We start from the raw sequence: 13,214 nt of genomic DNA, 5'->3' as shown, positions 1-13,214 counted from the left end.
GGACGGGAGCGGCTCCCGTGTGACCGACCGCGCCCGACGATGCGGGAGCTATTCGCAGAAGCGGCGACGACGACTCACGAACGGATGGCGTCGAGAGAAAACGGTGGGTGGTTGCGGTCGTCGCGTTACGGCGCTTCGCCGGTCTCGATGGCGAAGTCGGCCTTCGGGTAGGCGACGCAGGTCAGCGTGTAGCCGTTGTCCATCTCCTCGCCGGAGAGGGTCTCCTGCGTGTGGTGCGTGATGTACTCCTCGGCCGGGCCGTCGGTAATCTTCGCGGCACAGGAGACACACGAACCCTGCCGACACGCGTACGGGAGGTCCATCCCGGCGTCTTCGCCCTGGTCGAGCACGGTCTCGTTGCTCGCCAGTTCGATGGTCTCGCCCTGCTTGACGAACTCGACTTCGAAGTATTCGACTTCGTCTTCGGGCATGTCGGCGGGGCTCGGCTCTTCTTCCGCCTCCTCGCCTTCGAGTTCGGCGCCCTCTTCGCCGCCCGCGACCGCGGCGACGCCGCCGCCCCCGCCGATGGAACGGTTCATCGGCTCGGGGAAGTCGGTCTCTGCGACGGTCGCCGCGCGGCGTTCGAGGACTTCCTGTGTGATGTCGGCGGTCGGCTCCCAGCCGGTGCCCTTCGAATAGTGCAGGGCGACGGCGAGGAGTACCAGGACCAATCCGGCCCCGACACCCACCAGACTGATGACTGCCATACCGGCGGATATGGAGGGAGGGGTTAAGGAAATTGTGATTGTGGCGGCACCCGCGGGCGGTCGATTTCACCGCCGAAACGACGGTCTCACGCGGGTTCCCTCAGTATCGAGGGCGCGAGGTGTCCGTCGCGGTCGTCGCGGTTGCGCCGGGGCAGTTCGCCGGGGACGACCGTCTCAGTCGTCCTTCCGCGCGACCTCGTGACGGCCGAAGCCGTACCGGAGCCGGTTGGCGAGGCGGCGGGAGAAGCGGTCGTCGGCACGGGAGCCGAACCGCTCGGCGAGCGACTGGTAGATGAGTGGGACGGGGACTTCCTGTTCGAGGGCCTCCTGAACCGTCCACGTGCCCGTCGAGCCGCCCGCGACGTGGTCGTCCACGTCGCCGAGGTCGCTTCCCTCCTCGCGGAACGCCTCCTCGCAGAGTTCGAGGAGCCACGAGCGGATGACCGCGCCGTTGTTCCACGTGTTGGCGACCGATTCGAGGTCGAGGTCGTAGCGGCCCTCGGCGAGCAGTTCGAAGCCCTCGCCGTACGCCTGCATCAGCGCGTACTCGACGCCGTTGTGGACCATCTTCACGTAGTGGCCGGAGCCGGACTCGCCCATGTGGCCGTGGCCGGCGGGGCCGGTCGCCACGGCGTCGAAGACGGGAGTCAGCTCGTCGTAGGCCCACTGCGGGCCACCGACCATGAGCGAGAAGCCGAGGTCGGCACCGGCGGGGCCGCCGGAGGTGCCGCAGTCGAGGTAGGCCGCCGAGCACGCCTCGGCGCGCCGCACGGACTCCTCGAAGTGGGAGTTGCCGCCGTCGACGACCACGTCGTCCCCGTCGAGATGCGGGTCGAGGTCGTCGAGGGTCGCGTCCACTGCGTCGCCCGCGGGGACCATGAGCCAGATTCGCTTGTCGTCGCCGAGCCGGTCGGCGAGGTCGGCGACGCTGTCCGCGGGTTCAGCACCCGCGTCGGCGGCCGCCGCGACGGCTTCCGCCGAGAGGTCGAAGGCCACGACCTCGTGCCCGGCATCGAGCACTCGGTCGACTACGATGCGCCCCATCCGGCCGAGGCCGATGACGCCTAGTTGCATGCGTCGGCATCGTCCGCGGGGGGTGGTAGTGGTTGTGGTTTGGTGCGTGCGCGGCCGACCGCCGAGGCGACACCTTCAGAGCCGGCCGCCCGCTCAGAGCCGCGCCAACAGCGCCTCGGCCAATCGGTCGCCGGCGGCGTCGTCGGTCCGGAAGAACAGTTCGGGTTCGATGAGTTCGACTTCGAGGAGGAGGAAGCCGTCGCCGCGCTCCACGCCGTCGACGCGGGCGTACAGCGGCGGGTCGCCACCGAGGTGGGCCGAGACGGCGTCGACGACGCGCCGGGCGTTGTCGAGCAGCGTCTCGCTCGGCTCCTCGACGTGGACGCTTCCGCCGTGTTTCTCTTGGACGCGGTAGTCGCCGGGTTCGGGGCGCTTGACCACCGCGTGGCTGAACTCGTCGCCGAAGAAGACGAGCGACCACTCGCCGTCTTCGATGTCCGGCGCGAACTCCTGAACCAGCACGTCTTTCTCCGCGACGAGGTCGTCCACCCATTGCTGGGCGTCGGCGGCCTCCGCGCGGCTCAGCTGTCTCGTCTCGAATGCGCCCGCGCTCACGGCGGGCTTGACGACGAGTCCGTCCCACCCTCGCGTCTCGAAGACGGCTTCGAGGGACACGTCGCCGCCGCGTTCGACGTACTCCGTCGGCAGGGTCGAGACGCCGGCGTCGGCGAGGTCCCGCAAGTAGAACTTGTGGCTGTTCCAGTCGAGCGTCGTCGTCGGGTTCCACACCGCGCAGTCGGCGTCTGACAGGCGGTCGACCCACGCGGCGTACGCCGCCGGGTGGCGGTAGTAATCCCAAATCGACCGGACGACCACGGCGTCGAAGCCGTCCCAGTCGACCGACTCGTCGGACCAGACGACCGGCTCCGCCGCCACGTCACGCTCCCGGAGCGCAGCGAGGAACGAGGCGTCGTCGTCGACGAGTCCCGGGTGGTCCTCGGAGGTGGCGAGTGCGATGGAAGTCACGGGAGATGATGGCAGATATCGGGCGATAAGAGTTCTGTAACGCTCGGCCCGTCCGACGAACATCGCCCGCGTCGGGGTCGCGGTGGACGGTCTCACGCCCGCAGACGCCGACGTTTTTACCGCCCCGCACGAGGGTCGCGTATGGACGAACGCATCCACGAGCACGCCGCGGTGCTCGTCGACTGGAGCGCGCGAATCGAGGCCGGCGACGACGTGGTCGTCTCGGTCGGCGAGGGGGCTCACGACCTCGCGGTCGCCGTCGCCGACGCCCTCGGCGAGCGCGGCGCGAGCGTCGTCACGACCTACGCCTCCGAGGAGGTCCAGCGGGCGTACCTCCGCGCGCACGACGGCGACTTCGACCTCCCCGAGCACGAACTCGCCCTCTACGAGGCCGCCGACTCGGTGCTCTTCCTCGGTGGCACCCGCAACACGGCGGCGACCGCCGACGTGCCGACCGAGACGCGGCAGGCCTACGGCCGCGCCACGAGCGAGGTTAAAGAGGCGCGCATGGACACCGACTGGGTCTCGACGGTCCATCCCACCCGCGCGGCGGCCCAGCAGGCCGGTATGTCGTTCGAGGAGTACGCCGACTTCGTCTACGACGCGATTCTCCGCGACTGGTCGGAACTCGCCGACGAGATGGCGAACATGAAAGACGTGCTCGACGCCGGGTCGGAGGTCCGCATCGTCAAGGCGGACACCGACCTCACGATGTCCATCGAGGGCCGGACCGCGGTCAACTCCGCGGCCTCCGTCGCCTACGACTCTCACAACCTCCCGTCGGGCGAGGTGTTCACCGCGCCCGTCGAGGACGCCGTCGAGGGCGAGGTGTTCTTCGACGTGCCGATGACGCTGGAGGGCCAGCGCGTCGAGAACGTCCACCTGACGTTCGAGGCCGGCGAAGTGGTCGACTTCTCCGCGGGCACGGGTGAGGACGCGCTGGCCGGTATCCTCGACACCGACGAGGGCGCGCGCCGCCTCGGCGAACTCGGCATCGGCATGAACCGCGGCATCGACCGCTTTACCGACAGCATCCTCTTCGACGAGAAGATGGGCGACACCATCCACCTCGCGGTCGGGCGGGCGTACGGCGCGTGTCTCCCCGAGGGCGAAGACGGCAACCAGTCCGCGGTCCACGTGGACATGATAACCGACATGAGCGAGGATTCGCGCATCGAGGTCGATGGCGAGGTCGTCCAGCGGAACGGTACGTTCCGGTGGGAAGACGGGTTCTAAGCCGTCTCAGAGCTGTTTTCTGAACTCACCGTCTGCTGGGGTTGTGACGGTTAAGATACCATGGCCCGTGATAACGCTGCGCCTACTGAACCCGCCTGAGGACGTAGTCTTCGGCTATGGCACGATTCGTCCGAACGAGGCGGCGGTTCCTCGAACTGGCGGGGAGTGGTGCGGTTGTGGGTATCGCTGGCTGTCTCGGCGGCGGTGGGGGCCAACAGGAGACGGAGACGGAGACGACAACGACGACCGAAGCGATGGACGACGACCACGACGAGGAGCGTCCAGAAGGTGTCTCCGAGGAGGAGTTCGAACACGGTCCAGTTCCGGAGGCGTACCGGACCGCGCTCTCGCAGGCGAACGAGCGGCGGGACCCCGACGACCTGTTCACGAAGGAGGCGGTCAAGTTCCAAGAGGCGGACGACGCCGTCGAGGCGGGCCTTACCGAGGCCGGACGAGACTGCGGCAACTGCGCCGAGTACATCCCCGACAAGAACGGCGACGGCTTCGGAGCCTGCGCGAAAGTCGAGGGCTACGTCGACCCCGCTGACTGGTGTTCGCTCTGGGAGTCTATCGAGGAGGCCGAGGCCGAAGAAGAAGGGGGCGGAGACGGAAATGAGACTGCGTACGCCGTCTGAGGCTCACTCTTGGGCCACGCCGATGTTCTTCAGCGACCCGCCGCACCGCGGGCACACCTGCTCGTAGACGCCGTGTCCCGAGCGGTAGCCGCAGGTAGTACACTCGTACCACGAGCGCTTGACGAGTGTCGTCGGCTCCGCCTCGACTAACGTCTCCGTCCGGCGTTCGACGAGCGCGTCGGTCCGGCGCTCGACCAACTCCGCCGGACGCCGTTCGACGAGGTCTGTCGGCTCGGGACCGACCAGCGCCCTGGATTTGGCTTTGACGAGGTCTGCAGGCTCACGCGTGGCGATATCCTTGCTCATGCTACGGTGTACGCCGTGTCAGGTGTTAACTCTTGCCAGCACACGTCGTTCTCGCTGATACCGCCGAATTCGACGGTTTCGACCCGATTCGACGGGTGCGGTCCCGAGACGCGCTTTCGACGTACTTTTTATCCGCGACCGTTTTCATCCGCGCATGGCAGAATTCATGGTCGTCGTCGCCGACCCCGACACCGGTGCGACCTACCAAGTCGACGTCGAAGGACAGGACGCAAACCGATTCCTCGGCCGCGACCTCGGTGACGAGGTCGACGGCGCGGCCGTCGGTCTCGACGGCTTCACGCTCGAACTGACGGGCGGTTCGGACAAGGCCGGCCGACCGATGCACCCCGACGTCCCCGGCGGCGCGCTCAAGGAAATCCTCGCCGAAGACGGCATCGGCTACAAGCCGTCCCGCGACGGCGAGCGCAAGCGCGTCACCGTCCGCGGCCGCGAGGTCTCCGGCGAGACCGTCCAGATCAACGCGAAGGTCGTCTCCGGTGATGGCGACGTCGCCGCCGCCTTCGGCGAGGGCGACGACGAAGAAGCGGACGACGAATAACGCCGTCTCACTCCTCTCTTTCCCGTGCCAGAGCAACTGCCCTCCGACCATCCGTCGGTCCAGACGTTCCGCGCGAACATCGCCCGGAGCGGCGGGACCCGCCGCCCCTGTCTGCGCGTCCCCGACGACGTGACCGCCGAAGACGGCGAGTTCGTTCGGCTCCACCTCGGCGGCACCGCGTATCACGCCCGTCTCTCGGCCGACGCCTCGGGACTCGTGATTCGCGGCGCGTACGACAACAAGCGTCTCGCGCGCACCCCGAACAACGGCGAGAATCGGCTCGTCGAGTGGTGCAGAGAACACGACCGGGCCGACGGCGACGCCGTCGAACTCGACGAACTGGACGACGGCTACCAGTACGGCCTCCGGGTTCCCGGGGTCCGACAGGTGTACCGCGTCACCGAGCGCCCGAACGACTCGCTTTCGAGCATCGCCGAGAAGTTCGGCCTGCCCGACGAGTGACCGGTCGCACTCCGAGACACGCCGCTTTTACGCGCCGACCGCCCTAGGCGGGGTATGAGCAAGGTAACGGAGTACCTCGCAGGCCAGCGCCTCGACGACGTGGCGCTCTATCTCACCCACGAGTACCTCGACAGCCAGGGCAAACTCCCGAACATGGGCGTCGAAGTCGACAACGGCTACGTCCTCGTCGTCCCCGGTGACGACGGCCGCCGCGCCTTCGCGGCCGGCACGGGTATGGACGCCATGGAGTTCGCCCAGACCGCCATGGGCAACGACGGCGACATCGACGACGACCTGAGCGGCGGCACCTGCCCCGAGGCGGCCACTGAAGAGAATCACGAGGTGAAGTTCATCTTCTCCTTCGCCGAGGAGCAAAACGAGGAGGTCGGCGGCATCTACGAGGAGGGAGACGTGGTCCACGCCTACGCCAAATGCACCTGCGGGACGACGTACTCCGACCGCTGGGTCGTCGACGACGCGTAATCGGCCTCCGTCTTTCGACGCTGGTTTTCCGCTTCGGAGTCGGCTTCGGAGTCGCGTTCGCCGTTACCGCTCGGTCTCGACGCCTTCGTCGTCGTCGGCCGCCTCGTCGTCGGCTTCTGCTTCTTCTTTCTCGACCGCGTCGGCGACCTGCTCGAACGCGCGGAGGATGACGCGCTTCGTCGTCGCGCCCTGCGTCGTCCAGTGGTGGGCGTAGTCGAGCATGTCGTCGTAGATATCGGGCTTACAGCCGGCGGCCTTCGGGTGGCCGCCGCCGTTGACGAGGTCCGCGACCTCGTGACAGCGCTCGAAGTCGTCGGAGCCGCGGATGCTGGCGCTCCCGGCGGGCTTGACGACGACCGCCGCATCTGCGCCCGCCTCGCGGAGGGCGTCGGCGACCTCGTTCTGCGAACACCGGCCGTAGGTGACGCCGACCGTCCAGTCGCCGACGGTCTTCAGTTCGGCGCGGTCGACGGCGGCTTGGATGAGGTTCTCCTTTTCGACGCGGCGGTGGGCGATGTACTCCTCGACGACCGGCGGGAGGTCCGCGCCGTACGCGCCGACGACGGCGACGTACTCCTCTTTCGAGGTCCAGTAGGCGTAGTCCGCGAGGTCCTGACTCCGCTCGTCTTCGTTCAGCCAGAGGTCGTGGTCGCGGGTGACGGCCGCGAGTTCCGAAAACCGCTCGTCGAACTCGTAGTCGAGTTCGCGGAGCGTCACGTCGGTCGAACACTCTTCGTCGGACTCGCCAACGACGAGGTCGACGCCGGCCTCGCGGACCGCCTCGGCGACCTCCGGCTTCCACTGGTGGTGGTCGTACCAGTGAATCTCGCCCGCCGTCTCGACGAGCGCGGCGAGTTCCTCCTCAACGTACTCGAACTTGTCCGGACAGAGGTCACAGACGTACACCTCGACGCCCTCGGGGGCGTAGTCGGCGACGCGCTGGAGGTCGTCTTCGAGCGAGTACGGACTCGACCCCATCAGCGCGACCGGCGATTTCGGGCGCGCTTCTTCGTCTTCCTCGGCGACGGCGGAGTCGTCTTCCTCCTCGTCGTCCTCGTCGTCTGCGAGTTTCTCCTCGATGCGTTCTTCGAAGTCGGCCACGTCGAGGGCGGCGTCGTACGCCTCTCGGAGGAGGGCGACGCAGCCGAGGCCGTCGGCGTCGGTGTCGGTGACGACCGCAACCGACGCGTCTTCGAGTTTCTCTCTGGCGCGTTCTTCGGCGCGTTCTTCGTCGAACGAGTCGGGGTAGAAGAATCCGGCTCCGGGGAGCACGGACTTACGGGGGAGCGAGAGCTGAGAACTGTCGATGAGCTCGTCTTCCATACGCCGAACTCGGGCGCGACGGGGAAAACTCCTCCCGATTCGGTCGGCGGCGACCGCGTCGAACGTCTCGCGGGTCGCGACCGAACCGACCCACGCGGCCCGCTCAGGCGGCTTCGTCGCTCAGTAGAGAGTCCGTCGTCCCCTCTTCCAACTGGCGGACCGTCAGCACGGGCACCGGACAGGTCCGGACGACGCGCTCGGCGACGCTCCCGATGAGAAAGCGGTTCTCGCCGTGTCGGCCGCGGGTGCCCATGGCGACGGCGTCGGCGTCCACCTCGCGGGCGTAGTTCGAAATCTCGGCCGCGGGGCGGCCCTCTCGCACCGCGACGGTCACCTCGCGGTCGGTCGCGGCCTCGACCTCGGCGAGCGCCTCCTCGCCGCGTTCGGTGAGCGCGTCACGCATCTCGTCGCGGAGTCGATCCGGCGCGGTCTCCACGTCGCCGGCGTCGATGACGTACAGCGCGTGGACCGACGCGTCGAACCGCTCTGCGAGGTCGACGGCGACGCTGACCGCCCGGCGGACGCTCGCCGAGCCGTCGGTGGCGATGACGATGGTGTCGAACATGTCCACGGGTTCACGGCGCGGCGGCATAAAACCAGTCTGGGGCGGCCGGCCGTCGGGACCGTGGGGTGAGTTTTTTGTCGTCGCCCGACGCAGGTGGAAGCATGTCATCGCGCCCGCTCTCTATCGACCTCGTCCTCGTGCCGGTCGACCAAAGCGAGGAGGCGACGCGCGCGGCGGAGTACGCCGCCGCCGTCGCGGCCGAGTACGACGCCACGGTCCACGCCGTCCACGTCCTCGGCGAGGACGTCGTCCGTGCCATAGAGCAGGGCGTCGTCGACGAGGACGCCGTCGCCGAGGACAGCAAGGCCGTCACCGACACGGTCTCGGCCCTCGCCGACGACGTCGACGTTCCCGTCACCACCTCGGTCGCCTACGGCTTCTCGCGGACGAGCAAGCTCCGCCACCCCGGGAGCGTCGTCCTCGACACCGCAGAAGAGCTGAACGCGGACTTCATCGTCGTGCCCCGAGAACCTGTCTCGGGTGACCCCGGCGAAGTGCTCGCCAAGGCCGCCGAGTACGTCCTTCTGTACGCCAGCCAGCCCGTCCTCTCGGTCTGAATCGCAGGTCGTTGTCGTCGTGACTCCCCGTCGCCTTCAACCGCCCTCCTCGTCCGGAGGTTCGGCGAGCCGGATGGTCATCTCCAGTTCGAAGCTCTCGGCGTCGCTCGTCTCGAAGCCGACGGTCTGGTAGAGGCCGACCGCCGCGCGGTTCCAGCGCTCGACCGTGAGCCACACCTTCTCGACGCCGGACACCCGGCCGTGGCCGAGGAGCGCCTTGATGAGCCGCGTACCGATACCGGCGCGCTGGTACGTCTGGTGGACGAAGATGGCGAGTTCGTAGGCGTCGCCGTCGGGGACGAGCGTCGCGTGGCCGGCCACCTCGTCGCCGTCCCACGCGATGACGTTCAGGCAGTCCTCGTCGAGGATGTTCTCCAGCCAGTCGCGGATGCGGTCCTCGCGCCCCGGCGGGATGCCCTGCGCGCGGTCCGAGGGGTCGAACGCGTCGTACATCTCGACGAGCGCCTCCATCTCTTCGTCGGAGCCGTCGTACGCGCGCACCTCGATGGTGCGGTCTTCCCTGTCGGTGAACGACAGCGGCGGCGCGTCGTAGGGGTCGGCGACGGCGTCGGAGAACGTTCGGTTGCTCATCGTACTAGAGTGACGGTCACGTGGGAGTTCAAGAGGACGAACTCCGCGATGTTGCCGATCTGTATCTTCCCCATCGGGCTCGTCTCCCCGCCGCCGAGCACCAGTTGGTCGAACCCCTCGTTCTCGGCGAGGTCCACGAGGGCGCTCCCCGGGTCGCCGTCGAGCAGACGGACGGGCGCGTCGACACCGCGCTCGTCGAGCAGTTCCGTCACCCGCGTTTCGATGTCCTCGCGCGAGCGCTCGCCGGCCGGGTTGTCGACGATGGCGACCGTGAGGTCGTCGCCCACGTTGGCCGTCCGTTCGACCGTCGTTTCGAGCGCTCGGATGGAATCGTCGCTGCCACCGATTCCGAGCAGTACCTTCATGATTCCCAATCTCGCGGTCGTGATAGAAAACCCTTGCCCGGAATCGGGGGCGACACCCCCGCCGGCGGGGGACCGCGCGTCGCGGAACCCTTTTCGGCCGTGCCGCGGTAGCCCGCGGTATGACAGACGAGTCCGACGAGTTCGAGACGGGCGCGAGCGACGCCGAGGAGACGGCTCGCCCCGACGCGGACGCGCGAGCGGAGGCGGACGAAGCGGCGGCAGACGCGGAGATGGCAGACGCGTCGGCCGAAACTGCGGAGACGACGGGTGCGGAACCGACGGACTCGGAGGCCGCCGACGCGGCCGACGAGGACGCGACCGGCTCAGAGACCGACTCAGTTGATTCCGAGGCCGCCACTGCCGGAGCAGATTCGGACGCTGAAGACGCTGAGGCCGCCGAAGACGCCGTTCCGGAGGACGTACAGAAGTACGCCCGGTTCAAGAAAGTCGACGGCGCGCAGTACGACCGCGTCAACGACTTCCTCCGCCAGCGGACCTACGTGACGGCTCGCGAGTGGGCCATCGCGCGACTCTGCGCCGACTTCCGGACCGAGACGGGCGTCGAGATGACGAAAATCGGGAACAACCTCCCCGAACTCGTCCCCTTCATGACCGACACCTACACCCCGCAGGCGGTCAATCAGGCCCGCTCGGCGTTCCGCGACAAGGTCCGGAAGTCGGGCGCGACGTTCCTCTACGGCGCGATGTCCGGGTTCTTCACCGCCGAGGAACTCGACGAGATGATGTACGAGGTGACGGAAATCGCCAAGTTCCTGCTCGAAGTCGAGGGCGTGGACCTCTCGGTCGAAGAGGAACTGGAGGCCGAAGAGCGCATTTCGAGCGTCATGCGCGAGGTCCGCGAGGCGAGCACGGAACTGCGACAAGAAGAGCTGTCGGACGAGGAGTGAGGCCCTGCGGTCGGGGTCGGTTCAGAGCCGACTCCCCGCCGACTCGGAGTCAGGGGAAAAGCGGCTCCGGGTCCGACTGGACTAACTCGACGCGTCGGTCCGCCTCGACCGGTCGGACGTAAAGACGGAGTTCGCCCTGTTCTCGCGCTCGCGTCACCATCGCGTCAACCTTGTCCAGTCCGTAGTACAGCGGGACGACGACGGCCTTCGACGCCGCGGCGTCCTGCACGACAGAGACGGCGAACACGGTGTCGTCCTCGCGGGCGCGGTACACGTCGTAGCGGTCGAACTCGGCCGATTTGACCCACGACGACAGCGACTCGAACTCGCTTCCGGGGACGAGCACGTCGAACCCGACGCGCTCCGTCGCCTCGGGCAGGTTCGCCGGCGGCAGCACCGTCACGTCGCCGGGATGGAGCACGAGCGTCTCCCAGCCCTCGTCTTCGTACTCGGCCGCGGTTGCCTCGGCGTCCTCCACGACCGTCTCCCAGAACGACAGCAGTCCCGTGAGTGCGTGCGGTTCGTCCGCGTTCGGGCCGCGACCTCGGGGCGGCGTCTGCTCGTCGGTCATGCGTGTCACTCCCTCGGGGTGTCGGACGGGAAAAGGATTCGCTTGCATCGGGTCTGTTCGGTCCCCGACCGGACCTCCGACGCCCGGTGACGACGGAACTGCTATCTGTCTCCCCGCCGACAGTCGGCCCGATGCGATGGTCACTCCGTGCGGTCCTCGGGTCGTTTCAGCTCCCCGTCGCCGGTGCCGGGGTCGCGCTCCTCGCGTTCGTCTGGCGGACCGCCGTCACGATGCCCCCGCCGCCGCCCGGAAGTGACGGCTTCGCCCACGGACTCGCGGGCTTTTTCCTCCTCGTGTTCGGAGTCGCCGGCTTCGTCCTCCTCGCGGGCGGCCTGCTCATCCCGCCCGGTCCGGGGTACGGCGTCGAGTTCACTCGCAACCAGCGCTGGCTGTTCGCCTACGCGCTGGTCTCGCCGGTCCTCGCCGTGGGCGGCTTCCTCGCGACCGTCGTCGCATCGTCCGCACTCGGCGGACTCGGCGGCCTCGCCGGGTCGGCAGTTTCGCTCGTCGTCCTGACGGCACCGCTCGCGGTGCTCGTCGGCGTCGGCTGGAAGGGCGCGCAGGTCGTGGCCGCGCGGTTCTGAGGGTTCGGGCCCCAGTCGCGCTCAATCGCGCTCAGTCGCGGACGTTCTCGCCGGCGACTTCGCCGAAGCCGTCGCCGTCCCAGACGAACTCGCCGCGGAGCATCGTCCACTCCGGGAAGACGCCGGTGTGGCCCTCGAACGGGGTCCAGTCGCAGTTCGAGTGGAGGTCCGCGCCGCGAATCTCGCGGGCGGCGCCGAGGTCGTACAGCGCGAGGTCGGCGTCGGCCCCCGCCTCGATGCGGCCCTTGCGCGGCAGGTCGAACACCTCGGCAGGGTTCGCGGCCACCACGTCGCGGACGCGCTCGGCCGTGAGGTCGCCTTCGACGACCGCGCCGAGAAGCAGGGGTACCATCGTCTCGACGCCGGGGACGCCGCTGGGGGCGTCGAGGAGCGTCTGTTCTTTCTCCTCGCGCGTGTGCGGCGCGTGGTCCGTGGCGACCATGTCGATGCGGCCGTCGGCGAGACGCTCGAACATGGCCTCGCGGCGCGCCTCGGAGCGGAGCGGCGGGTTCATCCGGCCGTAGGTGCCCAACTCGGCGAGGTCGTCGCGGGACAAGAAGAGGTGGTGCGGCGTCGCCTCGCAGGTCGCGCCGCCGTCGCGGGCGGCGTCCACGCCCTCGGGGGTGCTCGTGTGGGCGATGTGAATCTGTGCGCCGGTCTCGCCGCCGACGCGGACGGCGCGCTCGACGGCGGCCGCCTCGGCCTCGGCAGTGCGGTAGGCGCTCCACGCGTCGGCGTCGGCGTCGTGGCCGACCCCACCGAGGTCGCCCTCGATGGCGGACTCGTCGAACAGGTCGGCGTCCTCGGCGTGGACCGTGACGGGCACGCCCGCCTCGCCGGCGCGCTCTGCGGCCTCGGAAAACAGGTCGGCCTCGATGCCCATGTCGCCGGTCGAGTCGGCGAGGAACACCTCACCGAGGGCGAAAAGCGGTCGGTCGAGGAGGCTGTCTGGGTCCCAGTCGGCGGTGACGCCGCCGTTGATGCCGTAGTCGATACAGGACTTCGCGGCGCGCTCGGCCTTCGTGTCGAAGCCCGCGCCGTCGGTCGTCGTCGGGTCCGTGTTCGGTTGGTCGGCGACGGTCGTCACGCCCCCCGCGGCGGCGCTCCGCGCGCCCGTCTCCCACGTCTCCTTGTGTTCGAAGCCCGGTTCGCGGAAGTGGACGTGCACGTCGATAGCGCCCGGTAGAAGCAGGTTCTCCTCGGCGTCGACGGTCTCCTCGTCGGCGACGGGGTCGAGGTCGCCGACCGCCTCGACGGTCCCGTCCTCGACGCGGACATCGACCACGCGGCCGTCGGCCAGCGTCGCGTTCTCGATTCGCATA

18 protein-coding genes are annotated in these 13,214 nt (G+C 68.6%); 8 read left to right on the top strand and 10 right to left on the bottom strand.

The window, feature by feature from the left end:
* Positions 1 to 125: 125 nt before the first annotated feature.
* The 3 genes from C5B90_RS14060 to C5B90_RS14050 form a co-directional block, all read right to left on the bottom strand.
* Positions 126 to 707 (bottom strand): 2Fe-2S iron-sulfur cluster-binding protein, encoded by a 582-nt coding sequence (locus C5B90_RS14060; protein WP_115882335.1) that lies wholly within the window; start codon positions 705 to 707, stop codon positions 126 to 128.
* 174 nt (positions 708 to 881) lie between these two features.
* The gene (gene gnd / locus C5B90_RS14055) at positions 882 to 1,781 is read right to left on the bottom strand and encodes a phosphogluconate dehydrogenase (NAD(+)-dependent, decarboxylating) (protein ID WP_115882333.1); all 900 of its coding nucleotides are present in this window, start codon (positions 1,779 to 1,781) and stop codon (positions 882 to 884) included.
* A 93-nt stretch (positions 1,782 to 1,874) separates the two neighbouring features.
* Positions 1,875 to 2,747 carry a RimK family alpha-L-glutamate ligase gene (locus C5B90_RS14050; RefSeq protein ID WP_115882331.1) on the bottom strand — a complete coding sequence of 291 codons (873 nt, stop codon included), beginning with the start codon at positions 2,745 to 2,747 and terminating at the stop codon, positions 1,875 to 1,877.
* A 141-nt stretch (positions 2,748 to 2,888) separates the two neighbouring features.
* Here C5B90_RS14050 and C5B90_RS14045 point away from each other — a divergent pair, with 141 nt between their 5' ends.
* On the top strand, positions 2,889 to 3,983 hold the full coding sequence (locus C5B90_RS14045; protein ID WP_115882329.1) for an aminopeptidase: 1,095 nt from the start codon (positions 2,889 to 2,891) through the stop codon (positions 3,981 to 3,983).
* A gap of 116 nt (positions 3,984 to 4,099) precedes the next feature.
* The gene (locus tag C5B90_RS14040) at positions 4,100 to 4,618 is read left to right on the top strand and encodes a high-potential iron-sulfur protein (RefSeq protein WP_115882327.1); all 519 of its coding nucleotides are present in this window, start codon (positions 4,100 to 4,102) and stop codon (positions 4,616 to 4,618) included.
* A gap of 3 nt (positions 4,619 to 4,621) precedes the next feature.
* Here C5B90_RS14040 and C5B90_RS14035 read toward each other — a convergent pair whose 3' ends face one another.
* Entirely contained in the window at positions 4,622 to 4,924 is a 303-nt protein-coding gene (locus C5B90_RS14035; RefSeq protein ID WP_115882325.1) for a rubrerythrin-like domain-containing protein, read from the bottom strand.
* A 154-nt stretch (positions 4,925 to 5,078) separates the two neighbouring features.
* On the opposite strand from C5B90_RS14035, the gene C5B90_RS14030 reads away from it, so the two are divergent.
* Genes C5B90_RS14030 through C5B90_RS14020 form a run of 3 tightly spaced genes read left to right on the top strand, consistent with a single transcriptional unit; the run spans position 5,079 to position 6,428 of the window.
* Positions 5,079 to 5,483 (top strand): 30S ribosomal protein S6e, encoded by a 405-nt coding sequence (locus tag C5B90_RS14030; protein ID WP_115882323.1) that lies wholly within the window; start codon positions 5,079 to 5,081, stop codon positions 5,481 to 5,483.
* Between the two features lie 24 nt (positions 5,484 to 5,507).
* A complete protein-coding gene (locus C5B90_RS14025) occupies positions 5,508 to 5,945 on the top strand; it encodes a hypothetical protein (protein WP_115882321.1) in 438 nt (145 codons plus the stop codon).
* A gap of 54 nt (positions 5,946 to 5,999) precedes the next feature.
* Positions 6,000 to 6,428, top strand: a complete 429-nt coding sequence (locus tag C5B90_RS14020; RefSeq protein ID WP_115882319.1) for a DUF5807 family protein — start codon at positions 6,000 to 6,002, stop codon at positions 6,426 to 6,428.
* A gap of 63 nt (positions 6,429 to 6,491) precedes the next feature.
* On the opposite strand, the gene C5B90_RS14015 is transcribed toward C5B90_RS14020, so the two are convergent.
* Both C5B90_RS14015 and C5B90_RS14010 read right to left on the bottom strand, forming a co-directional pair.
* Positions 6,492 to 7,751 (bottom strand): DHH family phosphoesterase, encoded by a 1,260-nt coding sequence (locus C5B90_RS14015; protein ID WP_115882317.1) that lies wholly within the window; start codon positions 7,749 to 7,751, stop codon positions 6,492 to 6,494.
* 103 nt (positions 7,752 to 7,854) lie between these two features.
* The gene (locus C5B90_RS14010) at positions 7,855 to 8,316 is read right to left on the bottom strand and encodes a universal stress protein (protein ID WP_186328097.1); all 462 of its coding nucleotides are present in this window, start codon (positions 8,314 to 8,316) and stop codon (positions 7,855 to 7,857) included.
* Between the two features lie 101 nt (positions 8,317 to 8,417).
* Between C5B90_RS14010 and C5B90_RS14005 the strand changes: the two genes are divergently transcribed.
* Positions 8,418 to 8,873: a universal stress protein gene (locus C5B90_RS14005; RefSeq protein WP_115882316.1), complete on the top strand. Its 456-nt coding sequence runs from the start codon at positions 8,418 to 8,420 to the stop codon at positions 8,871 to 8,873.
* Between the two features lie 36 nt (positions 8,874 to 8,909).
* On the opposite strand, the gene C5B90_RS14000 is transcribed toward C5B90_RS14005, so the two are convergent.
* Together C5B90_RS14000 and C5B90_RS13995 are read right to left on the bottom strand one after the other, a co-directional pair.
* Entirely contained in the window at positions 8,910 to 9,464 is a 555-nt protein-coding gene (locus tag C5B90_RS14000) for a GNAT family N-acetyltransferase (RefSeq protein WP_115882315.1), read from the bottom strand.
* Complete coding sequence (locus C5B90_RS13995) at positions 9,461 to 9,829, bottom strand: universal stress protein (RefSeq protein WP_115882313.1); 369 nt, start codon at positions 9,827 to 9,829, stop codon at positions 9,461 to 9,463. Before C5B90_RS13995 ends, C5B90_RS14000 begins: the two co-directional genes overlap by 4 nt.
* 119 nt (positions 9,830 to 9,948) lie before the next feature.
* On the opposite strand from C5B90_RS13995, the gene C5B90_RS13990 reads away from it, so the two are divergent.
* Positions 9,949 to 10,737: a DUF5806 family protein gene (locus tag C5B90_RS13990; protein WP_115882312.1), complete on the top strand. Its 789-nt coding sequence runs from the start codon at positions 9,949 to 9,951 to the stop codon at positions 10,735 to 10,737.
* Between the two features lie 49 nt (positions 10,738 to 10,786).
* On the opposite strand, the gene C5B90_RS13985 is transcribed toward C5B90_RS13990, so the two are convergent.
* A complete protein-coding gene (locus C5B90_RS13985) occupies positions 10,787 to 11,308 on the bottom strand; it encodes a hypothetical protein (RefSeq protein WP_115882311.1) in 522 nt (173 codons plus the stop codon).
* A gap of 131 nt (positions 11,309 to 11,439) precedes the next feature.
* Here C5B90_RS13985 and C5B90_RS13980 point away from each other — a divergent pair, with 131 nt between their 5' ends.
* Complete coding sequence (locus tag C5B90_RS13980) at positions 11,440 to 11,892, top strand: hypothetical protein (protein ID WP_115882310.1); 453 nt, start codon at positions 11,440 to 11,442, stop codon at positions 11,890 to 11,892.
* Between the two features lie 31 nt (positions 11,893 to 11,923).
* Here the strand turns inward: C5B90_RS13980 and C5B90_RS13975 are convergent, their stop codons facing one another.
* A complete protein-coding gene (locus C5B90_RS13975) occupies positions 11,924 to 13,213 on the bottom strand; it encodes a dihydroorotase (protein ID WP_115882309.1) in 1,290 nt (429 codons plus the stop codon).
* Position 13,214 lies beyond the last annotated feature (1 nt).

The organism is Haloferax sp. Atlit-12N, from assembly GCF_003383095.1.
Taxonomy (GTDB): Archaea; Halobacteriota; Halobacteria; order Halobacteriales; family Haloferacaceae; genus Haloferax.
Note: the sequence above shows the minus strand (reverse complement) of the source record. Positions and strands in the feature narration are given on the sequence as shown.